The 24,262-nt window shown below is 60.2% G+C and carries 25 protein-coding genes; 11 read left to right on the top strand and 14 right to left on the bottom strand.

Annotated features, from left to right (window positions below; all coding sequences use genetic code 11):
* Positions 1–12: 12 nt before the first annotated feature.
* The 6 genes from Q9290_RS02155 to ectA form a co-directional block, all read right to left on the bottom strand.
* Entirely contained in the window at positions 13–1,635 is a 1,623-nt protein-coding gene (locus Q9290_RS02155) for a DUF2813 domain-containing protein (protein WP_306077987.1), read from the bottom strand.
* 31 nt (positions 1,636–1,666) lie between these two features.
* Complete coding sequence (gene ppiC / locus Q9290_RS02150; RefSeq protein WP_306077986.1) at positions 1,667–1,948, bottom strand: peptidylprolyl isomerase PpiC; 282 nt, start codon at positions 1,946–1,948, stop codon at positions 1,667–1,669.
* Between the two features lie 199 nt (positions 1,949–2,147).
* Positions 2,148–3,584 carry an aspartate kinase gene (locus tag Q9290_RS02145; RefSeq protein ID WP_306077985.1) on the bottom strand — a complete coding sequence of 479 codons (1,437 nt, stop codon included), beginning with the start codon at positions 3,582–3,584 and terminating at the stop codon, positions 2,148–2,150.
* A 142-nt stretch (positions 3,585–3,726) separates the two neighbouring features.
* On the bottom strand, positions 3,727–4,125 hold the full coding sequence (locus Q9290_RS02140) for an ectoine synthase (RefSeq protein ID WP_306077984.1): 399 nt from the start codon (positions 4,123–4,125) through the stop codon (positions 3,727–3,729).
* A 103-nt stretch (positions 4,126–4,228) separates the two neighbouring features.
* The gene (gene ectB / locus Q9290_RS02135; protein WP_306077983.1) at positions 4,229–5,503 is read right to left on the bottom strand and encodes a diaminobutyrate--2-oxoglutarate transaminase; all 1,275 of its coding nucleotides are present in this window, start codon (positions 5,501–5,503) and stop codon (positions 4,229–4,231) included.
* Positions 5,504–5,559: 56 nt separating this feature from the next.
* Positions 5,560–6,066 (bottom strand): diaminobutyrate acetyltransferase, encoded by a 507-nt coding sequence (gene ectA / locus Q9290_RS02130; protein ID WP_306077982.1) that lies wholly within the window; start codon positions 6,064–6,066, stop codon positions 5,560–5,562.
* Positions 6,067–6,653: 587 nt separating this feature from the next.
* Between ectA and Q9290_RS02125 the strand changes: the two genes are divergently transcribed.
* The 7 genes from Q9290_RS02125 to Q9290_RS02095 all read left to right on the top strand — a co-directional run bounded on the left by Q9290_RS02125 (position 6,654) and on the right by Q9290_RS02095 (position 11,760).
* Positions 6,654–7,532 (top strand): tetratricopeptide repeat protein, encoded by an 879-nt coding sequence (locus Q9290_RS02125; RefSeq protein ID WP_306077981.1) that lies wholly within the window; start codon positions 6,654–6,656, stop codon positions 7,530–7,532.
* 132 nt (positions 7,533–7,664) lie between these two features.
* A complete protein-coding gene (locus tag Q9290_RS02120) occupies positions 7,665–8,006 on the top strand; it encodes a MaoP family protein (RefSeq protein WP_306077980.1) in 342 nt (113 codons plus the stop codon).
* A 112-nt stretch (positions 8,007–8,118) separates the two neighbouring features.
* On the top strand, positions 8,119–9,534 hold the full coding sequence (gene sbcB, locus Q9290_RS02115; RefSeq protein WP_306077979.1) for an exodeoxyribonuclease I: 1,416 nt from the start codon (positions 8,119–8,121) through the stop codon (positions 9,532–9,534).
* Positions 9,535–9,543: 9 nt separating this feature from the next.
* On the top strand, positions 9,544–9,882 hold the full coding sequence (locus tag Q9290_RS02110) for a CidA/LrgA family protein (RefSeq protein ID WP_306077978.1): 339 nt from the start codon (positions 9,544–9,546) through the stop codon (positions 9,880–9,882).
* The gene (locus Q9290_RS02105) at positions 9,879–10,568 is read left to right on the top strand and encodes an LrgB family protein (RefSeq protein WP_306077977.1); all 690 of its coding nucleotides are present in this window, start codon (positions 9,879–9,881) and stop codon (positions 10,566–10,568) included. The genes Q9290_RS02110 and Q9290_RS02105 overlap by 4 nt, the downstream gene beginning before the upstream one ends.
* Positions 10,569–10,570: 2 nt before the next feature.
* Positions 10,571–11,410 (top strand): cytidine deaminase, encoded by an 840-nt coding sequence (cdd, locus tag Q9290_RS02100; protein WP_306077976.1) that lies wholly within the window; start codon positions 10,571–10,573, stop codon positions 11,408–11,410.
* A gap of 110 nt (positions 11,411–11,520) precedes the next feature.
* A complete protein-coding gene (locus Q9290_RS02095) occupies positions 11,521–11,760 on the top strand; it encodes a hypothetical protein (RefSeq protein ID WP_306077975.1) in 240 nt (79 codons plus the stop codon).
* Between the two features lie 129 nt (positions 11,761–11,889).
* On the opposite strand, the gene recR is transcribed toward Q9290_RS02095, so the two are convergent.
* From recR to Q9290_RS02070, 5 genes are all read right to left on the bottom strand, one after another.
* The gene (gene recR / locus Q9290_RS02090) at positions 11,890–12,495 is read right to left on the bottom strand and encodes a recombination mediator RecR (RefSeq protein ID WP_306077974.1); all 606 of its coding nucleotides are present in this window, start codon (positions 12,493–12,495) and stop codon (positions 11,890–11,892) included.
* A gap of 134 nt (positions 12,496–12,629) precedes the next feature.
* The gene (locus Q9290_RS02085) at positions 12,630–12,959 is read right to left on the bottom strand and encodes a YbaB/EbfC family nucleoid-associated protein (RefSeq protein ID WP_306077973.1); all 330 of its coding nucleotides are present in this window, start codon (positions 12,957–12,959) and stop codon (positions 12,630–12,632) included.
* A 13-nt stretch (positions 12,960–12,972) separates the two neighbouring features.
* Positions 12,973–15,294, bottom strand: coding sequence for a DNA polymerase III subunit gamma/tau (gene dnaX, locus Q9290_RS02080; RefSeq protein WP_306077972.1), 2,322 nt, complete (start codon positions 15,292–15,294; stop codon positions 12,973–12,975).
* A 4-nt stretch (positions 15,295–15,298) separates the two neighbouring features.
* The gene (apt, locus tag Q9290_RS02075; protein WP_306077971.1) at positions 15,299–15,844 is read right to left on the bottom strand and encodes an adenine phosphoribosyltransferase; all 546 of its coding nucleotides are present in this window, start codon (positions 15,842–15,844) and stop codon (positions 15,299–15,301) included.
* A 64-nt stretch (positions 15,845–15,908) separates the two neighbouring features.
* The gene (locus Q9290_RS02070) at positions 15,909–16,301 is read right to left on the bottom strand and encodes a YbaN family protein (protein WP_306077970.1); all 393 of its coding nucleotides are present in this window, start codon (positions 16,299–16,301) and stop codon (positions 15,909–15,911) included.
* A 134-nt stretch (positions 16,302–16,435) separates the two neighbouring features.
* Between Q9290_RS02070 and dusC the strand changes: the two genes are divergently transcribed.
* Positions 16,436–17,377: a tRNA dihydrouridine(16) synthase DusC gene (gene dusC / locus Q9290_RS02065; protein ID WP_306077969.1), complete on the top strand. Its 942-nt coding sequence runs from the start codon at positions 16,436–16,438 to the stop codon at positions 17,375–17,377.
* Between the two features lie 261 nt (positions 17,378–17,638).
* Positions 17,639–18,010 (top strand): TraR/DksA C4-type zinc finger protein, encoded by a 372-nt coding sequence (locus tag Q9290_RS02060; protein WP_306077968.1) that lies wholly within the window; start codon positions 17,639–17,641, stop codon positions 18,008–18,010.
* A gap of 148 nt (positions 18,011–18,158) precedes the next feature.
* Here Q9290_RS02060 and Q9290_RS02055 read toward each other — a convergent pair whose 3' ends face one another.
* On the bottom strand, positions 18,159–19,175 hold the full coding sequence (locus Q9290_RS02055) for a porin (protein WP_306077967.1): 1,017 nt from the start codon (positions 19,173–19,175) through the stop codon (positions 18,159–18,161).
* Between the two features lie 255 nt (positions 19,176–19,430).
* Between Q9290_RS02055 and dinG the strand changes: the two genes are divergently transcribed.
* Positions 19,431–21,485, top strand: coding sequence for an ATP-dependent DNA helicase DinG (gene dinG / locus Q9290_RS02050; RefSeq protein ID WP_306077966.1), 2,055 nt, complete (start codon positions 19,431–19,433; stop codon positions 21,483–21,485).
* Between the two features lie 110 nt (positions 21,486–21,595).
* Positions 21,596–22,231 carry a YccT family protein gene (locus tag Q9290_RS02045; RefSeq protein ID WP_306077965.1) on the top strand — a complete coding sequence of 212 codons (636 nt, stop codon included), beginning with the start codon at positions 21,596–21,598 and terminating at the stop codon, positions 22,229–22,231.
* A 68-nt stretch (positions 22,232–22,299) separates the two neighbouring features.
* On the opposite strand, the gene Q9290_RS02040 is transcribed toward Q9290_RS02045, so the two are convergent.
* Positions 22,300–22,836, bottom strand: a complete 537-nt coding sequence (locus tag Q9290_RS02040; protein ID WP_306077964.1) for a DUF924 family protein — start codon at positions 22,834–22,836, stop codon at positions 22,300–22,302.
* Between the two features lie 54 nt (positions 22,837–22,890).
* Complete coding sequence (locus Q9290_RS02035) at positions 22,891–24,255, bottom strand: YjiH family protein (protein WP_306077963.1); 1,365 nt, start codon at positions 24,253–24,255, stop codon at positions 22,891–22,893.
* Positions 24,256–24,262 lie beyond the last annotated feature (7 nt).

Raw genomic sequence — 24,262 nt, 5'->3', positions numbered from 1 at the left:
TCGGCGCGCATTTTACCGTTGTCGGCGGGCGAGTGCGACCATGCGGGCAAACATGCGCCGCAATTCCACCGGTACGCCTTCAATGCCTAGCGGCTCAATGGCTTCCACCATGGCCAGGGCCATCCCCGGTTTGCTGTGCCGGTTGAGTGCCCGCTCGATGATGCGCGACGGCGGCGTGTGCTTGTCGTGTATGTTGGCTTCCCGCCGAAACACATGCTCCAGACCATTGAAGTACATGTAATGTTCAATGTCGGCACGGGGCAACACGGTCAGGTGCTCCCCTTCCCGCTCGCCGCGCAGCATGCTGCGCACTCCCTGGGCGTATTTCTGGCCGGCTTCGTCACCGTCGGTCAGCAGGTGCCAGCCAATGCCAAAGTCCCGGGCCACCTTGATCAACGGGCTGTGGCCACACTGAGCGAACTCGATGATACGAATGCCCTCGGCGGGCAGCACATAGCCGCAGATCCGCGCCAGCTCCGACAACAACCAGATCTCGGTCTCCCCTTCCACCAGCAGCCAGTAGCGGGCAAACAGCGACATGGGCCGGTTGATGCGCACATGAAAGGCGATGCGGCGCATGTCTTCACCGCTGTAGCGCTCGTTGCCAATATGCAGGCAGCGGGTTTCTTCTTCTAGCCGCACCAGCCGGCGCAGGTGGTTGAGGGGAAAGGCCGAGAGCAGATCGCCGGAGTTGGTGGTGACCAACTTCTGGCCGGGAAAACGCTCCAGAATACCCCAGGTGGCGGCCAGCATGGTGGGGTGCAGCCGGCTTTCCGGATCTTCAATCAGCAGCAGCGGCCGGGCGCCGGTTTCAATGGGACGTCCGCCCCGGGCCTGCAAAATGGTGCGGGCCACGGCTGCCAGCGCCAGCGACAGGCCGCTTTCCTCACCCAGGGGCTGCCAGTCGTTGAACTTGCCCAACTGGCTCAGGGTCACCGGGTGAACGGCGATGTCCCGGGCCCGGCGCGGCGCCCGGCTGGTCGCCCCCTGAGGCGTGAAGTAATGCTCAAACAACTGGCGCACCGCATCCAGTCCGGCCTTGATCTCGGGCCGGCTGAGCTCGTCTTCGTCCGCCAGCTGCTCACTGAGCCGGCTCAGCAGTTGCTGGTAGTCACCGTTGAGGTTGACGATGGGCAGATCCTGGGGCGCACCCCGCGAGTCCCGCAACCGGAACACCGGGTTCATTTCAATCAGCTGATGCACCAGATCGTGAGGGGCGGCCAGCTCAATGGGGTTGCCGGCGCCGTCGAGAAATTCATGGCGACAATGCACGGCGCCGTTTTCCCGGCGGGCACTGGCCCGGTAATGCACCCTGTGATAGCGATCCTTGTGGGCCACCCAGACCTGCTCCAGCCGGGCCAGCCGTCTGGAGTGCTCGCTCACGCCGGGTCTGTGCTCCCGGTAGGTCAGGGTAATGGCCAGTTCATCTGTGGGCTGGCCTTCATCTGTGCGAAAGAAGTCTTCTTCAGTAAACTCGTAGCAACAGGCGCCCCGGCCCATCATTCGCCACAGAGCCCGGAACAGGCTGGTTTTACCCCAGGCATTCTCTCCCATCAGGGCCGTGCTCTGATCCAGTGGCAGAGAGAGCTGATTGATGCCGAGAAAGTTACGGATATGAACGTGCTCAAGATACATGAACGCTGTCCGGGTCAATGAGTGAGGCTGATCAGTGGCGGTAGAGCACCTTGATCAGATGATAGCCAAAACGGGTTTTCACCGGCCCCTGCACCTTGAGCTCGGGCCCGGTAAACACCGCCTTGTCAAAGGGACCGGCCATGTCACCCTTGCGGAATTCGCCCAGATCGCCGCCCTTTTTGCCGGACGGACAAATGGAGTGTTTTTTGGCGAGCTGGTGAAAGTCGGCACCCTTGTCGATTCTGGCCTTGAGGGCCTTACACTCGGCCTCGGTTTTTACCAGTATGTGCAGGGCACAGGCACGCTTTGCCATGAAGGGGTCTCACTGAAATAAAGCAATAACGCCAGTGTGCCAAATTGCGGGGTTGGACGGAAGTGGTGTGAAACGTGGAGAGAGCCGTCATGCCCGCGAAGGCGGGCATCCAGTGAATGCGGCACAGGCTCGAATCCTGTGCAACCTGGACCCCCGCCTTCGCGGGGGTGACGGAAATAGGCTTACGATTTACGTTTAGTTACGCCACGGCCAGGGCCACGGTGTCGGCGTGGGTCTGCACCAGCTCGTCGTGCAGCGCCACCACAGAGCGCTCGTAGTACTCGTCGTCCACGATAAACTGCATTTCCACGGCGCGCAGCGACTGGTGTACGGCGCGCACAGGCACATCGGCCTTGTTCAGCGCGCCCACCGAGCGGGCCAGCAGGCCGGGAATGCTCATGTCACTGCCCACCGCCGATACCAGCGATACCTTGTGAGTGGTGACCTCGGCATTACCAAAATGACGTTGCAGCGAGCTCACCAGCCGGCGTACCTGCTTGCGGTTGCCTGCCACGTAATAGGTCAGGGTGTTGGCATTCATGTCCTTGGCCACCAGGTTCAGGTGCATCTTGTCGAGCTCGTCGGTAAAACCCTCGGCATAGTGAGACACCCGGCCCACCATGTCCTGATCGAACAGCTCCACCGCAAACAGGTTACGGCGACCGGCCACCATTTCCACACAGGGCGCCGGGCTGCGGTAATCGGTGGTGATCAGCGTGCCTTCGTGATCCGGTTCAAAGGTGTTGCGAACCCGCAGCGGAATACCCTGCTGACGCAGCCCCTTGGCGGCCTGAGGGTGAATGGCTTCCATCCCCAGGTTCGACAGCTGATCGGTCACGTCGTAGTTGGTGCGGCCAATGGGAATCACCTGCTCTTCTCCGGCCAGGCGCGGATCGGCGCTGCTCAGGTGGTATTCCTTGTGAATAATGGCCTCACGGGCACCACTCAGCACCGCCAGCCGGCTAAATGTCATTTCGCTGTAGCCCCGGTCAAAGCTGCTCATCAGCCCTTCCTTGCAATGGGCATAGCCGGTCACCACCGGCAGCTGGGTAGACAAGTCTACCCGGGCCAGGGCCTGGTTGAGTACATCGTCCAGCGGCAGGGCGTCGTCGGTGCGCCAGCCGGTCAGATCCATCAAAATGGCGTTCACGCCGCTCTGGCGCAGATACAGCACCATGTTGTGAGCACTGTGGGCTTCACCCATGGCCGCCAGCAGCTCGCGAATGGTTTGCAGCTGCTCCGCCAGCTGGAACTGACCAAAGGCACAAACCTGACGCAGGTGATGCAGACAGTCGCGAATGCCGGCAATGCGCTCGCGCAAAAAGGCATCGGCCAGAGCCCGCTCAGGGGTGGCCCCGAACATTTCCTCGTTGATCTGGGCCATGCGCAGACTGACGTTATCCAGCGCCTGCTCCCAGGCCTGTTCGTCTTCGGCATCGGCAAAGGTGGCATATACCCCCGGCGCGCCGGTGCGTTTGCATTCCAGCAGGCCGTCGGTAATGCCGCCAAAGGCGGATACCACCAGCATGCGCTGGTAATAGTTATTCTGGTCACGATTATGCAGCACGATATTGTCGCGTACCGCCTGGTACTGACTCATGGAGGTGCCGCCGATTTTTTCTACTGTATGTGACACTCTGTTGTTCTCCCGTTCCCTGATGTGAATTCAATGCAGTGAGCGCACATTTTCAGTGGGCCTGGGGCTCATGATTGGCCATGACGACCCTGCCCAGTGAAAAGGTACGAAACGGGGGCTTTCACCCCCGCTTGCCAGTGCCTTAGGCTTCCGCTTCCAGCGGATAGACGCCGTCGGCATCGTGAACTTCCTTGCCGGTGAGCGGCGGGTTGAACACGCAGGCCAGCTTCATGTCTTCACTGCCGCCGCGCAGCAGGTGCTCGTCGTGCTGGTCAAGAATGTACAGGGTGCCCGGCTCAATGGGGTAAATCTTGCCGGTGGCCAGATCTTCAATCTCACCGTTACCGCTCATGCAATACACAGACTCCAGGTGGTTCTGGTAGTGAATGTGGGTTTCGGTGTTGGCGTAGATGGTGGTGATATGGAACGAGAAGCCCATCTTGTCGTCCTTGAGCAGCATGCGGGTGCTTTCCCAGGTGCCGGTCTCGGATTGAACGCGGCGCTCGGTTTTCTCACAGTCGGCAAGAGTACGTACGATCATGATATTTCCTTTGGTTGTTCGGTATTTGACGCCACGGCCTGAACCATGGCGTTTATTGCAAGTGGATTCCCGCCTACGCGGGAATGACCAGATATAGGGCAGATCAAGAAGCTTTTTTCAGGCGCTTGGCGGCCACGTCGACAATGGCTTCTTCCAGCCAGTCCAGGCCCTGAGTCAGCTCTGCTTCGGTGATGATCAGCGGGCACAGACACTTCACCACTTCGTCCTCGGGGCCGGCGGTTTCAATCACCAGGCCCAGCTCAAAGGCGCGAGAAGTGATCTCGTCGGCAATGTCGCCGTTCACGCAGGCAATGCCCTGCATCATGCCGCGACCTTTCACCTTGTCGAACAGCTGCGGGTACTTGTCCACCAGCTTTTGCAGACGGGCGGTCAGCAGCTCGCCCTTGGCGCGTACGCCGGCGGCAAATTCATCGTCCTGCCAAAAGGTTTCCAGCGCCTTGCGCGCGGTGATAAAGGCGTGGTTGTTGCCTCGGAAGGTACCGTTGTGCTCACCCGGCTCCCACTGGTCCAGATCCGGACGCAGCAGCACCAGCGCAAAGGGCAGACCCATGCCGCTCAGGGACTTGGACAGGGTGATGATGTCGGGCTTGATGCCGGCAGGCTCAAAGCTGAAGAAGGTGCCGGTACGACCACAGCCGGCCTGAATGTCATCGGCAATCATCAGAATGTCGTGGGCGCGGCAAATTTTCTCCAGACGCTGCAGCCATTTCGTGGAAGAGGCGTTCAGCCCTCCCTCACCCTGTACTACTTCAAACAGTACGGCGGCGGGCTTGTCCAGGCCGCTGGAGTTGTCGTTCAGCATGGCTTCAAACAGTACCAGGCTGTCTTCACCGGTACCGGCATAACCGTCGTAGGGCAAACGGGTCACATTGGCCAGTACGGTACCGGCGCCACCCCGGTGGTGCTGGTTACCGGTGGCAGCCAGGGCGCCCAGGCTGACGCCGTGGAACCCGTTGGTAAAGGCCACAATGTTTTCACGACCGGTCACCTTGCGTGCCAGCTTCATGGCCGCTTCCACTGCGTTGGTGCCGGTGGGGCCGGTGAACTGGGCCACATGATCCAGGTCACGGGGCTTGAGAATGATGTTCTGCAGCGCGCTCAGGAACTTCGCCTTGGCATCGGTGTGCATGTCCAGGCCGTGGGCAATGCCGTCGTGCTGAATATACTCAATCAGCGCTTCTTTCAGGGCCGGGTGGTTATGGCCGTAGTTCAGGGTGCCGGCACCGGCCAGAAAGTCCAGGTAGCGCTTGCCGCTGCGATCGTGCAGCCAGACGCCTTTGGCCTGATCAAATACCACCGGAAACGAGCGGGCATAGGTTTGTACACTGGATTCCATTACGTCAAAAATAGTCATCATGACTCCTTAAAGTCCGATTCAAGTCGTTAAATGCGAAAAAACGGGGAAGAGAAGGCTCAGGCGAGCGGAATGCGATAGAGGATCTCGCTTTTGCTGTCGCCGCCGAAGTGGCGCTCCTGGTCAAACAGCACGTGGCGAACACCCGGGTTGGCACCCCGGTCACGGGCCACGCTTTCAAACAGACCCCAGGACGCGGCGTTGTCGGGAGTAATGGTGGTTTCAATGCGGCGTACACCCTGGCAGGCATCGGCGTCGAGCAGGTTCTCGAGCAGGCGGCGGGCCAGCCCCTCTCCGCGGGCACGTTTATCTATGGCTACCTGCCACACGAACAGGGTGTCCGGCTCGGCGGGCTTGCGGTAGGCAGAGATAAACCCCAGCAGGGTTCCGTCGTCTTCGTCTTCGGCCAGCATGCAAGTGTCGGCAAAGTGCGAGCACTGCAGCAGGTTGCAATAGGTGGAGTTGGTATCAAGGGGTTTGCAGCGGTCAATCAGCAGATTGACGTTACGACCGTCCGTGGCATTGGGATGTCGCAATACAAGTTGTAGGTCAACTGTTGTATCCATAATGGTTGGTTTTAATCTCTTTTGTTTAGTGGGCTAATCAAAAAATCCTTTATTAAACTAACAAACCATCAACCGATTGCAAGGCCGATACCATGAATTTAATTTGAACCGCATGCATTTTTATCGTCAGCATGGATCACGATTAAGCCCCACTTCCCCCCTCACCTTTCTTCGCCATCCCCCGCCATTAAAGGCCTGAACGACACCCCACCTCACTTATTCAGCACCCCGCCAACCGCCCGCAATAGCGGAATAAATTTTGTCGAAAGTCGCACCGCAACAAGGTAACAAATGCAAGCCGCCCTCCCCCTCGGCCGTGTTCCATGCCGTGAAACACCAGACAAACGATGCTGATCAGCCACCTTGTTCATTTACCATCACCTGGCGTCATTCCTTCATAAACCCGTGCTTTTTGTTCAGAGAACGAATGAGTTGCCCTCGTTACTTACGATGGCAGTAACTCATTAGCCCCCTAAATAACATAAGGAAAAAGCACCCGCAGGCGATGATTTGAAAGCGAATGATCCGCGGGGTATCCTTGGCCCCACTTTTCACATTCATTTCACACCTGGCATTTACGGATCCCCATGCTCAGACATTTCACTGCCCTGCTGTTGCTGTGTTGTTCACTGCCCCTCACCGCCGCCGAAACCCGCGCCGAGCCCGAGCCGGGCGAGCCCACCGAGGACGTGCGCACCCGGCTAACCCCCCTGATGGAGCGCTATATGCTCGACGAGCTGAAGGCGCTGCGCACCGAAATGGCCCAGTTTCGCGTGAATGTTAAGGAAGAGGTGGTGCAAAAGGAGATGGCGGTGGCCGACAAGGCCATGAACTACGCCAACATCACCGTGACCTATTTCTTTTATCTGCTGGCGGGCGCGGCCTCGGTGCTGGCCATTGTGGGCTGGCAGTCGCTGCGCGAATTAAAGAAGTCGGCGCGGGATTACGTGGAAACCCAGATGAAGCAGATCACCGACAACTACGAGCGCAAGCTGCGACAGATTGAGCGGGAACTGCAGCGAAAAACCAAGGTTATTGCGGAGAACTACCGGGAAATTGAACGATTCCAGGAAGTGCATGCGCTCTGGCTTCGGGCCAGCCAGGAGCAGAGTCCTCAGGCCAAAATGGAAATTTACGATCAAATTCTGCACATCAAGCCCGGGGATCTGGATGCCCTCACCCACAAGGCCGATGCGGCGCTGATGATGAACGAACGCCAGTGGGCCCTGAGCCTGTGTAACCGGGTGATGCAGGTGGATCCGCAAAACGCCCATGCCCTCTATCAGCGCGCCTGTGCCAATGCCGGCATGGGCCACGAAGAGCAGGCCCTGAGCGATCTGGAGCTGGCGGTGGCCAGCAACGTGCACCTGCGCCATGTGGCGGCGGAAGACGAGGAATTTGAGCCTCTGCGTCAGCACCCGCGCTTCCTGGAACTGACCACGGATACGACCGAACCTGGTCAGTGATCGGGCCGAAATTGTTCAGCAAAAACTCATAAAACAGATTTTCACAAGACGTGAAAAAAATTGATTTTGCGTGCCGGGCCCGAGTGCCATACTTTCCGCGAATATCAATGCCACGTTAGAGTGAGAATGCATATGAGCTTTGAGTCAGCCAAGCCGTTCCAGGACTTTACCCACTTCCCGCGCGGTCTGCGCCGCTGTGGTGAGTTCACCGTGACCGAAGCCCAGCTGCTTGAGCAATGTGGTCACGCCATGCTGGGGCTGTACACCGGCCAGCGCGCGCCCATGACCGATGACGAGCAGCGCTTTGTGGAGCAGGTGCAGCAGCAAACCGCTCCCGAGCTTCGCCACGCCAGGGTATGGATGAAATACCTCAAGGTCATTGGCCCCCGCCGGGTTCACCGCCTGTGTTCACCCATGACCAGCGGCGCCGGCAGTGACGATGACTACGAGCCGGCGGAAGACACCGCCGACTGATGACTCAAGGCCGGCATTCAGCCGGCCTTTTTGTTTTCCCTTTCCTTCACTTGGGTTCCCCGCCCGAGTCACGCATAATGAACGGCAAACACAGCCGAGTGCATAAAGAATAATGAGCGAGCAGATCCTGCCCACCTTTTACTTCTACGACTTTGAGACCGCCGGTGTCAGCCCGGCGAAAGACAGACCGGTGCAGTTTGCCGGCATTCGTACCGACGCCGACTTCAACGAAATTGGCGAGCCGCAGATGTTTTACTGCCGGCTGCCCGCGGACTATCTGCCTTCTCCCGAAGCCACGCTGATCACCGGCATCACGCCGCAAAAGGCCCAGCAGGACGGCCTGTGCGAGGCGGACTTTATCGCTCGAATTCATGAGCAGTTCAGCCGGCCGCAAACCTGTGTGCTGGGCTACAACAACATTCGCTTCGACGATGAAGTCACCCGCTACGCCCTCTATCGCAACTTTTACGACCCCTATGCCTGGAGCTGGCAACAGGGTAATTCCCGCTGGGATCTGCTGGACGTGGTGCGGGCCTTCTATGCCCTGCGCCCGGAAGGTATTCACTGGCCGGAAGACGAGGACGGCAAGCCCAGCTTCAAGCTGGAACGACTCACTCAGGCCAACGGCATTGACCACGGCCAGGCCCACGACGCCCTGGCCGACGTGCGTGCCACCATCGCCCTGGCCCGGCTGCTGAAAACCGCCCAGCCCCGGCTGTTTGACTATCTGTTTGAACTGCGCAACAAGCACAAGGCCAAGGCCCTGATCGACATCATCAACACCAAACCCCTGGTGCATGTGTCGGGCATGTTTTCCGCCTGGCAGGGCTGTGCCAGCTGGATTGCTCCCCTGGCCTGGCACCCGGACAACGCCAATGCGGTGATTTGCGTGGATCTGGCCAAAGACCTGTCGCCCCTGGTGGAGCTCGACGCCGATGCCCTGCGCCAGCGCCTGTACACCAAAAAGAGCGAGCTGGGCGAGTTGCCGCCGGTGCCGCTGAAGCTGGTGCACATCAACAAGTGTCCGGTGCTGGCCAAGGCCGCCGCGCTGACCGAGCAGCGCGCCGACGAGCTGGACATAGACAGATCCCAGTGTCGTAAAAGCCTGGATTTATTGCGCAAGCACCCGGAGATTCGGGAAAAAGTTGAAGCCATCTATCAGCGGGATGGCGGTTTCGAGGCCGACGACGACGTGGATACCGCCCTCTACCGTGGCTTTTTCGGTGAGGCCGACAAGGCGGCCATGACCATGGTGCGCAACAGCCAGCCCGAGGCCCTGGCCGAGCTGCCGCTGCAGTTTACCGACACCCGGCTGCCGGAGCTGCTGTTTCGCTACCGGGCGCGCAACTATCCCCACACCCTCAGCGAGCAGGAATGGCAACGCTGGCGCCTGCACTGCCAGGACAAACTCTCGGCCCATGCCGAGGCCTATATGCACCGGCTGGAACAACTGGTGATCGAGCATCAGGACGATGAAACCCGGCTGGCGCTGCTGCAGGCAGTGGCCCGCTATGTACAGTCCCTGTAGAATACTCGTATGAAACTTATTCGTGATTTTGCGGTGATCCTTGCCTGCCTGCTGGCAGGCAAGGCCCTTGCCGCCTTGCTGCCGTTTGCCTTTCCCGCCAGCATCATTGGCCTGCTGCTGCTGTTCGGCCTGCTGAGCGCGGGGCTGATCAAGCTGGAGTGGATCTTCGCCGGTGGCCAGCTCATTCTGCGCCACATGGCGCTGTTGTTTATTCCGGTGGCCGCCGGCCTGCTGGGCTATGTGGATGTGCTGAGCCGGGGCCTCGGCTTTATTCTGGTGGCCGCCACCACCGGACTGGTGCTGATCCTGCTGGTGGTGGGCCGGCTTTACCAGAGGCTGGTATCATGACCTTCTGGCTGGCCATTCCCGTAACCGTGCTGTTTTACCTGCTCACCCGCAAGCTGGCGCGCCGGCTCAACAGCCCGTTAGTGAACCCCATCATGATACCGGCACTGCTGGTGATCGGCGGGCTGCTGGCCACCAACCAGGATCCCGCCGATTACCAGGCCGGTACCGAACCGCTCAGCCTGCTGCTGGAGCTGGCCGTGGTGGCCTTTGCCCTGCCCCTGTACCAGCAGGCTGCCAAAATCCGCAGCCAGCTCAAGCCCATATTGCTGTGCTGCAGCCTGTCGGTACTGATCTCGGTGGGCACCACCCTGCTGATTGGCGGCCTGATCCACGCCAGCCCCGAGCTGCTGGCGTCGGTGGCCACCAAATCCATTACCACGCCGCTGGCCATGAGCGTAAGCGAGGCCATGGGCGGCATTCCCGCCATTGCCGCCGGGCTGGTGATCATCGTGGGCATGATGGGCGCCATTGTCGGCTTTCCGCTGATGCGGCTGGCGGGCATACACCATCCCGAGGCCCAAGGCCTGGCCATGGGCGCCGGGGCACATGCCATCGGCACCGGCGCCGCCGCCGAAGTGGGCACCACCCAGGGGGCTTTTTCGTCCCTGGCCATGGTGGTGTGCGGCGTGGTGACCGCGCTGCTGGCGCCGCCGCTGTTTCACCTTTACCTGTGGCTGATGGTCTGACCATGCCGGAGTTGCTGGCGGGTACATTGCAACAACAGGGGCTCACCCGGCCGGCCAGGCTGAGTCCGGCCGACATCACCGCGCTGAAACAGGCCACTGGCCTTGATCAACAGGCGCTGGCACTGGCGCTGCTGAACCATGGAAAGGCATTCTCCCTTGCGCCGGTGTCGGGCTTTGCCGTGTCGGCCATTGTCATGGCCGGCTCGGGTCACTGGTATCTGGGTGCCAACCTGGAATTTGCCGGCCTGTCACTGAATTTCTCTGTCCACGCCGAGCAGGCCGCCATCGGCCACGCTGCGCTGCACGGTGAAAAGGTCATCAGCAAGCTGGTGGTCAGCGCCAGCCCCTGCGGCCACTGCCGCCAGTTTATGCAGGAGCTGAACCAGGATGAACTGACCCTGGTTCTGCCCACCGGCACTCACACTCTGGGCGAGCTGCTGCCCCATGCCTTCGGCCCGGCCGAGCTGGGCATTGCCGGCGGCCTGTTGCGCACCGATCCCGGTGACCTCACTGCCGATAGCAATGACCTTCTGCTACAAGCGGCTCTCACCGAGGCCAATGCCAGCCACGCTCCCTACAGTGGTAACCGTGCCGGTGTGGCGCTGCTGCTGGCCGATGGCCGCCTGTGCCGGGGCCGGTATCTGGAAAACGCCGCCTTTAACCCAAGCCTGGGCCCGATGCAGCTGGCACTGAGCCAGCTGCGGCTGCAGGGTGGCGAGCCCGTGCAGATCATCCGGGCGGTGCTGGTAGAAGCCGGTGCCGGCATCAGCCAGCATGCGGGGGCGGCGCAAGCGCTGGCTGCAGTCAGTGCGGTGACGCTGACCCACCGGCTGATTGAATAATGAGGGAAACCGGGCTGCGACCTTTGGCTAATGGCCTGGCCGTTAGGCGCCGGGCTACACTGACGGCAACAAACCGTTAACAACGGCCATCAACAAGGGAGTGCAAGGGAATGATGCTCTGGCTAAAAATCGCCGAACTGCTGCTGTTGATAACAGGCGTGCTGCTGGTTCTGACCGGCACCTGGCGCTATGGCCGGCGCAAAAAAGACTGGCTGGCGTTGCCGCGCATTGTGTTTAACCGGGCAAAGGATCTCACCCTGCAGGAATATCGCTGGCTGCGCTACGGCGGCATGCTGCTGTTTATCGGCGTGCTGGTGCGTATTGCCAACCTGACGTTTTATCCGATCTAACCCCCTCCCGGCCTCCCCCTTATCAAGGGGGAGGAGCTTTGATTGTGCACACCTTTGCAACAGGTACACCCTCTTTGTTCCCTCCCCTTTTCAAGGGGAGGGCCGGGGTGGGGTTGTCGTGGTTAACCCTCAGTCGCTGAACGCCTTGCGGCCCATAAAGGAGTGGCTGAGGGTATTGCCGTCCACCAGCTCCAGCTCGCCGCCAATGGGCACACCATGGGCGATGCGGCTGACCGCCACGTCTCGCTGGCGGGCAATATCGGCAATAAAGTAGGCGGTCGCTTCACCTTCCACCGTGGGGTTGGTGGCCAGGATCAGCTCGTTGAAGTGCTCGGCTGCCAGCCAGTTTTCAAGCACGTCCAGACCCAGCTCTTCCGGACCCACTCCGTCCAGCGGCGACAAATGGCCCATCAGCACAAAGTAACGACCCTGATACTGGCCGGTCTGTTCAATGGCCACCACGTCGGCGGGGCTTTCCACCACGCACAGCTGACCCGTTACCGCCCGCTTGGGACTGGCACAAATGGCGCAGATCTCTTCTTCGGTAAAGGTACGGCACTGGCGGCAATGGCCGATGTGGTCGAGCGCCTGCTCCAGCACATGAGACAGCTTGCGGCCGCCGGCGCGCTGACGCTCCAGCAGGGCAAAGGCCATGCGCTGGGCCGACTTGGGCCCCACGCCCGGCAACACCTGCAGGCTTTTGATCAATTCATCCAGTAACGGACTGAAACGCATGGAAATAACTCTTGTGCAGGAAGCTTCTTTGTAGGCCCCACTTCAGTGGGGCACTCCAGCCATGCAGCCCGGCTAAAGCCGGGCCTACAAAGGCTTTAAGCCAGGCCGCCGGGCTAAAAGCCGGGCAGGCAGTTTTAGAACGGCATTTTGAAGCCAGGGGGCAGCTGCATGCCGCCGGTGAGTTCGCCCATGCGCTCTTTGTTCTGCACTTCAATGCGACGCACGGCATCGTTGACGGCGGCGGCCAGCAGGTCTTCCAGCAGCTCCTTGTCGTCTTCCAGCAGGCTGTCGTCCAGCTCAACCCGACGTACCGAGTGGCTGCCGGTCATGGTGACCTTTACCAGGCCGGCACCGGCCTCACCCACCACTTCCATCTGGGCCAGCTCTTCCTGCAGCTTCTGCATTTTTTCCTGCATCTGCTGGGCCTGTTTCATGATATTGCCAAGTCCACCTTTACCAAACATAGGTTGTCACTCTTTATTGATGGGTTAATACAGTAGGCGCCTGCGGCGCCATGGGCTCGATGCTGTCGACATCCAGCTCGGCGGCAAAGCGCGAGATAAGGAATTGTACCGCATCATCGGCCTCGATTTCATCTCTGGCGCGCGCCCGGGCCGCCTGAAACAGCTGTTGCTCCACCTCGGCCGGGGTGGTGCCCTGCTCGCCCAGCACCACATTCAGGGTGATGGCACGGCCCAGATGCTTAACCAGCATGGCTTCCAGCTCTTCCCGGGTCTTGTCATTCAGCAGGTGCTTGTGCTCCGGCCGCAGCCGCAGCTGCCAGTTATCCTGGTTTTGTTCCAGGGTGCTGTGCATGGCCAGCTGGCGCAACAGGCCCCCCAATGGCAGTTGCGATACCAGCTGTGCCCATGCGTCCTCGGCCTGGGGCAGCAATTGCGACGGCCTGAGCGGCTCGGGACCGTCTTTTATCTTCCAGTTTGTCTGAGGCACCAAAGGCTGAACGGCAACCGGGGCTGGCGGAGCCTCGGGCTGAGGCGTAACCTTGGTCCGCTGTGGTGCCGGCCGGGTCGGCGGCGCCTGTGGTGCTGGTGCCGCGGTGCCTTCCGGCTCCCAGGGCGGCGCATCGCTGTCGTCCCAGGCCATGTCGTTGTAGGCATCCAGGGGCGGCAGTTCGCTGTGTTGTTGGGCAGCTTGCTCCTGTGCTGGCCTGGGCTGGGGCTTCGGTTGAGGCGAAACCGGGCGCTCTGGCGTGGCCACAGTAGACGCCGGACGCGCCGGTGCGGTACGCGCCTGGGGCGCCGGAGCCGGTGCGCTCTCACTGGGCTCCTGGCTCAAGAGCCGGTTGCGGGTTTGCAGCAGCCGGCGAATACGCGCGGCTTGCTCGGCGGCTTCATCCACCAGGGGCGCGGGCTCGGCTGCGGTTTCCTTGTTCGTTTCCGCCGCCTCAGGCTCTGCCGGTGAGCTGGCCTCGGCGCTGGCCGCCGGTTCGGCCTCGGGCTGCGCCGGAGGCTCAGCTACCGGGGGCACAGGGTCAACCGCTGCGGAAGGAGCTTCGCTGGCCGAAGCCGTGTCCGGCTCCTTGCCCATGCGCGCCGCTTCCTGCCAGATTTGTGCCTGCTCCTGCTCGAGTCTGGCAGTCATGGCCTCGTCGTCTGCCGGCGCGGCCACCGGCTCAGGCTTTTTTACGGGCGCCGGCTCCGGCCGAGGGGGGACTGCCGGCTGGCTGACCGCCGGCGGTGTGGCCGGCGCAGTTGCGGTGGCAGCATTGGGCACAAACGCCAGGGTGCGCAGCAGGGTCATTTCCAGGGCCGAGCGGCCATCGGGGGCAAAGGGCAGATCCTTTCGGCCCTGCAGACAAATCTGATAATACAGCTGAATTTGATCCGGGCTCACCAGAGGTGCCAGCCGGTTAAGCTCATCGGCATGGGGCACTCCCTGGGCCGGCACCACCTGGGCCATGGCCAGCTGGTGCCAGAAGGCAATCAGCTCTTTATGCACATGATCGTAATCGGGGCCCAGACTTGCCAGCTCGGCCACCCGTGCCAGCAGCGCGGCACCGTCGCCGGCCAGTACCGCCTCCACCAGCGCCAGCAACTGCTCCCGGTTAAGGTTGCCGAGCATGCGCTCCACTTCCGCCAGCTGAAGGTGACCGTTACCAAAGGCCAGGGCCTGATCGGTGAGACTCAGGGCATCGCGCAGGCTGCCGTCGGCAGCGCGGGAAAGCGCGGCAGTGGCCTCGGGCTCAAACGCCAACTGTTCCTGCTGCAGTATGTGCTGCAGCTGGCCGTCAATCTGGCCCGGCTCCAGGCTTTTAAGATGAAACTGCAGGCAGCGCGACAGTATGGTGATGGGCAGTTTTTGCGGATCCGTGGTGGCCAGCAAAAACTTCACATGAGGCGGCGGCTCTTCCAGGGTTTTGAGCAGGGCGTTAAAGCTGTGCCGGGAGAGCATGTGCACCTCATCGATAAGGTACACCTTGAACCGGCCCCGGGCGGGCTGGTACTGCACGTTGTCGAGCAGCTCGCGGGTGTCTTCCACCTTGGTGCGGCTGGCGGCGTCGATCTCCAGCAGGTCGACAAAGCGCCCCTGCTCTATTTCCTGGCAGCTGTCGCACTGGCCACAGGGGTCGGCGGTGACGCCGCCCTCGCAGTTAAGCGCCTTGGCCAGCAGCCGGGCAATGGAGGTTTTGCCCACGCCCCGGGTGCCACTGAACAGATAAGCATGATGCAACCGCCCCTGATCCAGGGCATTCACCAGGGCGGTCAGTACGTGCTGCTGCCCCACCACCTCGCCAAAGCGGCGCGGACGCCACTTGCGGGCCAGAACCTGATAACTCATTCGCTTAATGGCCGTCAAATTCAACCAGGCTGGTGACACGCACGCCCAGCTTGTTAAGGCGCTGTATGCCACCCAGGGCCGGCAGGCCAATCACAAAGGCCGCATCCTGCACCTCGCCGCCACAGCGGCGCACCAGCTTGACCGCCGCTTCTACGGTGCCGCCGGTGGCCAGCAGATCGTCGATGATCAGCACCTTTTCACCGGGCACAATGGAGTCGGCATGAATTTGCAGGGTATCGGTGCCATATTCCAGCTCGTAGGGCACTTCCACCACTTCCCGGGGCAGCTTGCCCGGCTTGCGCGCCGGTACAAAGCCCACCCCCAGGGCCGCCGCCACCGGCGCCCCGAAAATAAACCCCCGGGCCTCAGTACCCAGCACCTTACGCACTCCCGAATGGCGATAGTGCTCCACCAGGGTTTCTATGGTCAGGCGAAAGGCCTCACCGTCTTCCAGCAGGCCGGTGATATCACGAAACACGATGCCGGGCTTGGGATAATCGGGAATGGAAACGATGCTGTTCGCAATCAGCTTGAGGGTGTCTTGTTTCATGGGATCTGGCTGCCTCGTCGAGCCCGGCTAACGCGGGCATGGCATTGAATTAAGGAGTGAAATCTTAGGGCCTCGTCTGCTCCATTGCAACCACGGGGCGCTCGGGCACCACCGGCAGTCGCCGCATCCAGCACACCAGGGCAATAAAGGTCAGCACCAGCAGGCCACGCACCCACCAGGTGGGCACCAGATAAATGGACAATGCAAAACTGGCCGCCATCAGCCACAGTGCCCGCCGCCGCACGTTCAGGCGCAGACCACGGTGGGTTTGCCAGTCCTGAATCATGCCACCAAACCAGCGGTGATTCACCAGCCAGTGGTGCACGCGCGGAGACGACCTGCCAAAGCAAAAGGCAGACAACAATACGAAGGGTGTGGTGGGCAGCACCGGCAAAAAGGCACCAAGAACACCCAGCCCCAGTGAAATGCCACCCAGCAGTGCAAATAATATACGCATGGCACGCTCCCGCCCGTTACCCGTTAACGGCACTATAGCAAAATTCACTTGCAAAAACCGGGCCCCGCCAGAACCATGGCGCTTTGTGCGGCGGCCCGGTACACTGCCGCCTTTTATTGCCTGTAGTCACTGCCATGCGCCTGATCCTGGCCCCGATGGAAGGGGTACTCGACCATTTAATGCGGGACCTGCTCACCCGTCTTAATCCCTTTGACCTTTGTGTGACCGAATTTGTACGGGTGGTGGACATGCGCCTGCCGCCCCGTGTGTTTCACCGCCTGTGCCCCGAGCTGCATCAGGGCTGTAAAACGGCTTCCGGCACCCCGGTGCGCATTCAGCTGCTGGGCCAGTCGCCGGAGTGGCTGGCGGAAAACGCCGACCAGGCCTGCCGGCTGGGCGCCGAGGGCATTGATCTCAACTTTGGCTGCCCGGCCAAAACGGTGAACAAACACAGGGGCGGCGCCGCTTTGCTGGCCGACAGCGAGCAGCTTTACCGCATTGGCAAGGCGGTTCGCGCCGCCGTGCCCGCGCACCTGCCGGTAAGCGCCAAAATTCGCCTGGGGCTGGAAGAGCGCGACAGTTATCTGGAAAACAGCCAGGCCCTGGCCGACGCCGGCATCAGCGAGCTGGCGGTGCACGCCCGCAGCAAAAAGGACGGCTATCGCCCGCCGGCCTACTGGCCACTGGTGGCGGACATACAAAAGCGGCTTGCCATTCCCGTTATCGTTAACGGCGAAATCTGGAACGCGGATCAGGCCACTCAGGCAAAAAAGCAAAGCGGCTGTGAGGATATCATGCTGGGCCGGGGCGCTCTTGCCCTGCCCAACCTGGGCGCCACCATCAGGCACGGCAACGATGCCATGAGCTGGCATGAGGTGGTTACACTGCTGCTGGATTATTCGGCGCTGGAGGTGGAAGGCAACAAGGCGGTGTATTACCCCAACCGCATCAAGCAATGGCTGAATTACCTTAAATTACAGTACCCCGAAGCCCGGGAACTGTTCGCCGATATTCGTACCCTGAAGCACACCGATGACATTCGGCGAGAGCTTGCGAAGCAAGCTTCGCAGCTTTAAGCCGTAAGCTGTCAGCTATAAGTGGTGGTGGCTGGAAGCTTGGTGCAGTGCCTGGTAACAAAGAGCAGTCTGCAGCAAAGAGATCGGAGTTCTGCAGGCACAGCATATGAACTACAGGCTACGCCGAGCTACTTACAGCTTAAAGCTGATAGCTTACAGCTCCCCTTCGGGGGCTCCCCGCAGAGGTTCTTGATTTGCATCATGATGTTAACAAGTAGCCAATTCTATACTGGCATCATATTCCACCGACTGGATGTCATCATGAGCAGCAATATTACCGAAAACGAGCTGGAGCAACGGCTGCTGGCGGTGGCGGAAGACCGCCGTCACGGCTTTTTGCATGCGCTACAGGAGCTGGATGCCGGGCTGGCCGCCCAACTAAAAGACGTGCCCCCCGACGACTGGGCCGACTACCCTGCCCTGTCGGCCTGGCCGCAACTGCAACCCCAACTACAAACCCTGCGCCAGGTGGACGCCGCCCTGTGCCAGTGGCAACTGGGTCTGTACGGCCTGTGCAGCGACTGCGAAGCCGAGCTGGACCCGGCGCAACTGTTGGCCGACCCGTGCCGGCAGCGTTGCACTCAGTGCGAGGAGAAATACCAGAAAGCACAGCACGCCAGCTGGACGCTGTAGGCGTATAGCGGTGAGGAGAGAAGAGTAAGGGGTGAGGTAAAACATATTCGGGCCAGAGTGACTGGCCTGATTTTTTTGGTTTCTTTCCAATATTAAAAAAGCCGGCTTTCGCCGGCTTTTTGCTTCTGTATCAGCTGGTTAGCTAATATTAGAAGTTGTACTGAATACCAACGCCGTAACGGTCGTCACGGTCAGCATCGTCGTCATTGATTTCGTATTCGGCGTACAGCTTGGCTTTGGCAGTCAGGTCATACTGAGCACCCAGAGTGACTGCATCAACACTGTCGAAGTCACCAGAAATACCGTCGATTTCGGTTTCTTCTTTGGAGTACTGAGCCAGCAGGGTCCAAGCATCTACATTGTAGGTAGCAGTTACTTCGTAACCTTCAGTCTCAACATCAACGGCATTGTTTTCAAGCTGCTGCTGAGTGTAGCCAGCGGCGATGTAGAAACCATCGATGGCGTAGTTTACACTGGTCATCCAAGCATCAACATCAGTGTCATCGGTAGCGATACCCAGGTTGCCCCAGTTTTGCTTTTCATAGGCAGCACCAAAGCCCAGGCCCATCGGCAGAGTGTAGGCAGCAGCTACTGACCACTGGTTTTCTTTCTGCTCGTTATTGTCGAGCTTGTCAGCATCGGCAAAAGCATAGGCGGCGCGCAGATCCAAGCCATTGTTGGCATAACCTACACGAATTTGGTCGTCGGCCTTGTCGTCAATCAGACCCAAAGAACCATAAGAGGTTTGAGCACCAAACACGTTAAAGATATCATGCTGGTACATAACCAGAGCGTAAGGGTCCTGGCTGCGACCAAAAGTCAGCTCGGTGGTATCCATAAAACGGAAACCAGCCCAGGCATAACGGGCGTCGAGGCTGTCGGAACCGGTGGCGTCATCGCCTTCGGCAACAACCTGCCATTCCAGCTTACCGATCAGGTCAACGTCGTTGTTCAGGGCGTACTTCATGTTCACACCCAGACGCGCTTCGCCTTCACCCCCGAAGTTGTTGGCTTTCACGCCATTTTGGAACTTCATTTCACCGGCTTCATACTGAACGCGGCCGTAGATATCAACCTGGGCGCCTTCGTCGGAGTATACGGTCACGGCGCTGGCAGAGGTAGCGAACAGCGCAGGAATGGTCAGTGCAAGAATCGTTTTTTTCATGATTTTATTTGCCTACTGTAATTAAACACTAAGTCCTTGTTATTCCCTGTGTTAGCAACGCTAGCGTTACTATGGAGGGCAGCCTATCATCGGTATTTTTACCGCGCAACAAAATACCGGGAACTTTTTGTGACACTGATGCTCGCTTGCTGGCCAAGTGTGACTCGCCTCTCCTTTTCACCTTTACGTATTGCAAGTGGCATATAACCGACTACCGGGTATACTTGAGGCCGCATTTTATACCGGAAACATGCCATGCCCAGCGCCGATTACCGCACTCTTGTGCGGGCCAATTACCGCCAGTTAAGTGAATCCGTTCAGGGGTTTAGACCCAGGCGGGAACAAAACTTCCTGGTGGCGGAAATCGGCAAGGTGCTGCTGGGCCAGTATGACCCCGCCCGCCGCATTCTGGTGGCCGAGGCCGGCACCGGCATTGGCAAATCGTTAGCCTATTTACAGGCCACCATTCCCTGGGCAAGGCTCAACAATAAAAAGGTGGTGATCTCCACCGCCACCCTGGCCCTGCAGGAGCAACTGGTCAATAAAGACCTGCCGCTGTTTCAGCCTCACTGCCAACCAACATTCACCTTTACCCTGGCCAAGGGCCGGGCCCGCTACTGCTGCCGCCAGCGACTGCAGAGCCTGGCCCAGGGAGAAGGCCAGATCAGCATGTTTGAGGCGGCCGAGGCGCTTACGCCCAAACAGCAGCAACAACTGGCCGAACTCTGGCACGCGCTGGAAGCCGGCGACTGGGTCGGCGACAGAGACAGCTGGGCCGAGCCCATAGATGATGCCCTGTGGCAACAACTGCAAACCGAGCGCCACAGCTGCCAGCCCCAGCTGGGTCACGGCCACTGCCCCTTTCACGCCGCCCGGGCCGAGCTCGACAAGGTGGACGTGATAGTCGTGAACCATGCCCTGCTGCTGGCGGATCTGGCCATGGGCGGCGGCATTATTCTGCCCGAGCCGGAAAGCTGCGTGTATGTGCTGGACGAAGCCCACCACATTGCCCACATTGCCCGGGAGCAGGGCTCGGCAAGACTTTCGCTGCGCTCGGCCCGGCGCAACCTGGAGCAGTTCAACAAGCAACTGCCCGGCATGGCCACAGCACTGAAGGATGACGGCCAGAACGCCGTTAACCGCACCCAACAGGCGTTGCAGCAACTTATACCTTCCCTCGGTGAGCTGTATAAACAGTTGCAGGCGGCCCTGCGTTCCGGCGATCTGACCCCAGACGATCAGGGTTGCCTGCGCTTTGCCGCCGGCGAGCTGCCCGAACTGCTGACCCACTCCCTGACCTCATTAAAAGACGAGCACAAACAGCTGGCACAGGGTCTGGGCCGGTTACAAAACCAGCTTGCAGAAGCCCTCAAGCAGCAGCCGGGCAACAGTGCGGTGTCTGGTGCCATGGCCAGCATTAGTCTGCAGCAGCTGCATGCCGATGAAGCCCTGGGGCTGTGTGAGCTGATGCTGAAAGCCGTGGGCCCCAAACACACGCCGCCGGCGCGCTGGCTGGAGCAGAGCAAAAACGACACCAGCCTGTGCGCCACGCCCCTGGCGGTGGGCCACTTGCTGGAGCAATGGTGCTGGTCGCGGGCGGCGGCGGTGGTGATGGTGTCGGCCACCTTTACCGCCCTCAACGACTTCAGCTATTTTCGCCGGGCCGTGGGCCTGCGGGCCGACGATGGCAGCCAGTATCTGCGGCTTAACTCGCCTTTCAACTACGCCGGCTCCAGGCTGATTATTCCGTCTCTGCCTTGCGAGCCCCAGGACGCAGGGTTTGATGACCTGCTGGGTGAAGAAATTCCCCGCTGGCTTAAAGATGAAAAGGCCAGCCTGGTGCTGTTTTCGTCTTACCGGCAGATGAACGCCGTGGCCAAAGCGCTGCGTGACAAGGGGCATTCCCTGCTGGTGCAGGGAGAAGCCGGGCGCCAGGCGTTGCTGGAGCTACACCGCATGAAATGCGACGGTGGCCAGCCCAGCGTGCTGTTTGGCACCGGCAGCTTTGCCGAGGGGCTGGACTTGCCCGGCCATTACCTCACCAACCTCATTATTACCAAACTGCCCTTTGCGGTGCCCACCTCGCCGGTGGAAGAAGCCATGGCCGAGTGGATAAGCCTGAGTGGCGGCAATCCCTTTATGCAGCTCACCGTGCCCGAAGCCTCACGCAAGCTCATTCAGGCCTGTGGCCGGCTGCTGCGTACCGAAACCGATAAAGGTCGCATTGTGCTGCTGGACCGGCGCCTGCTGACGCGCCGCTACGGCCCGGCGCTGCTGAATGCCCTGCCCCCCTTTACCCGGGAAACGTGAGCGGGCGCCGGTTTGCCAATTGCGTCCGGTTTTATAAATTGTCACAATCGTTCGGTTTACTACATAACGTGACGCCCACAACGGGCAGAATGGCTCAGGAGCCCTTATCTATGAAACTGCGTGTTACCCTTGCCGCCCTGGCCGCGGCTGGTCTGTGTTTTGGCGCCACCGCCGCCACTTTTGAAGCCGAGCAGCCTTATCAAATCTTTCTGGTAAACGGCGAAAAGACCGCCAACTCCATTACCAAAAACATTCATGAAGTGACCCTGAACGAGGGCAAAAACCAGCTGGCCATTGGCTACACCGATGATTACTCCAACCGCTCCGAAGTGCGCGTGCTGAATGGCGACCCGGTGATCATCAAGCTGGACAAGGTGCCTGCCGATGCCGAGCTGACCATCGAATATAAAAAACCGCTGAACTACCAGCTGGCCAAACAGTTCCTGCGCGAGCAGGACAGCCGCCTCACCGTGGTCAACAAGAACACCGGCGAGCGGATTGATGCTGAGCTGTCTACCATTCCCATGCCCGCCGGCCTGGACACCGCCGGTGGCATTCAGGCGCACCTGAAGGAAACCCGCCAGGCCTTTAACGGCCGCACCGAGGCCGCCGTGGCCGCTGCCCAGGAAAAGTTCGGTGACGCCGTGGTTGACGCCGACGCCATGGAAATGCTGCAGCACTGGTGGAACGCCGCCGACGCCGACACCCGCCGCGCCTTCCAGATCTGGGCAATTCAGCAGCAGTAAGACGATATTCGCAAGCATGCTGAAATGCCGGGCAACGCCCGGCATTTTTTATGAGCGTGACAAACGAATTAAAACCCCGACCCGGGCTGTTCAAGAAACGCCTGCTCTTCCGGCGTGGACGGGCGGCCCAGTATGGCGTTGCGGTGCGGATAGCGGCCAAAACGCTCGATAATGTTGCGGTGCTTGTGTTCAAAGTCGAGGTTGTCGGCCAGACCCAGCCGTTCAAACAGGACCAGGGCCTGATCGTGAATTTTCAGCGATTCACTGTGCATAAAGGGCATATAGAGAAACAACCGTTGCTCGGGGCTGAGTGCCCGCTCGGCGCCCTGGCTGATGGCCTCCTGCGCCAGCGCCAGAGCCATGCCGTCGGCGGCAAAGGCATTGGGATAATTGCGGTGAATATTGCGGGAAAACTGGTCGAGCACAATGATCTCGGCCAGCCGTCCCTGAGTGCGTATGCGCCATTCAAACAACTCGCCCCTGCAGGCCCGCTGGTGCAGGCCGCCAAACTGCCCGGCAATGCTCGCATCCAGCGCGGCGTCCTTTTTCCACCACTGGGCCGGGGTCAATTCCTCAAACCAGAACTCCAGTACCCGTTGATACATCGGCTTCTCCTGTCCAGTTCCCGTGTGGCAACAGTATAGAAGAGCCGGCGAACATCAGAATACCCAGTGAGCCACCAGGGCGATCACCGGCAGGGTGACCAGAGTGCGCATCAAAAAGATGACAAACAGCTCAATAATGTTCACCGGAATCTTGCTGCCCAGCAGCAGCGCACCCACTTCCGACATATAGATAAGCTGGGTCACCGACAGGGCGGCAATCACAAAGCGGGTCATGTCACTTTCGATGGAGGTGGCCAGAATGGCCGGAATAAACATGTCGGCAAAGCCCACCACCATGGTTTGCGAGGCCGCCACCGCCTCGGGAATGTGCAGTAGCTCCAGCAGCGGCACAAAAGGCATGCCCAACCAGGAGAACAGCGGTGTGGTTTCCGCCACCACCAGTGCCAGAGTGCCGAACGCCATCACCACCGGCAGCACGCCCAGCAGCATGTCGAGGGCATTGTGTACTCCGGCCCGGGCCACCTGAGCCAGGCCTTCTACCTTGCCGGCCCGGGCCAGCGCCAGCTTCAGGCCATGGCCAAAGCGGGAGTAGCCGTCAGGAGTGGCCTCGGCATTGGCCGGGCGGGCTTCACCGTTAATAAAGGTGTCTTTTTTCCAGCACAGGGGGGGCAGGCGCGGTACCACAACGGCGGCGACAATGCCCGCCAGACAAACGGCACCGTAAAAAGGCAGGAACATGTGCTCCAGCTTCACCTGGGCCAGTACCACCAGGCTGAAGGTAATGGACACCGCCGAAAAGGTGGTGCCGATCACTGCGGCTTCCCGCTGAGTGTAATGATGGCCTTCATACTGTTTGCTGGTCAGCAAAATGCCCACGCTGCCATCTCCCAGCCAGGAGGCCATGCAGTCTACCGCCGAGCGGCCCGGCAAACGAAACAGCGGGCGCATAATGCCGGTGAGCAGAGTGCCCACCAGCTCCAGCAGGCCAAAGTCGAGCAGCAGCGGCAGCAGCAGACCGGCAAAAATAAACACGGAAAACAGCACCGGCAGCAGATCGTTCAGCACCAGGCCGCCGGTATCGCCGCTGTAAAGCAGCTCGGGGCCGGCCTTAAAATGCACCAGCAACACAAATACCGCGCCCAGCAGCCGGCTTATCAGCCAGACCGGGCGCACGTTAAACAGGGTGTTGAGAAACGCGCTGTTCAGCAGCCAAGCGGGCTTAACCAGGGTGCCGAGCAACGACAACAGCGCCGACAGGGTAATGAGGCCTGTCACAATGGCGGGCAACTGCTCGCCCAACATGGCCTGCACACTCTTGGCCAGCACCGCAATCATGATGGTAAGGTTGCCCTGCCAGGCCACCGGCGTCATAAACAGCAGAACGCCCGCCAGCGAGGGCAGCAGAAACATCAGCCAGTTGCGGGTACCACCGGCACGCGCCGTCAGCGCTTTTTCCATGAAAACT

Origin of the sequence: Oceanimonas aquatica (assembly GCF_030732065.1) — a bacterium.
Taxonomy (GTDB): domain Bacteria; phylum Pseudomonadota; class Gammaproteobacteria; order Enterobacterales; family Aeromonadaceae; genus Oceanimonas.
Note: the sequence above shows the minus strand (reverse complement) of the source record. Positions and strands in the feature narration are given on the sequence as shown.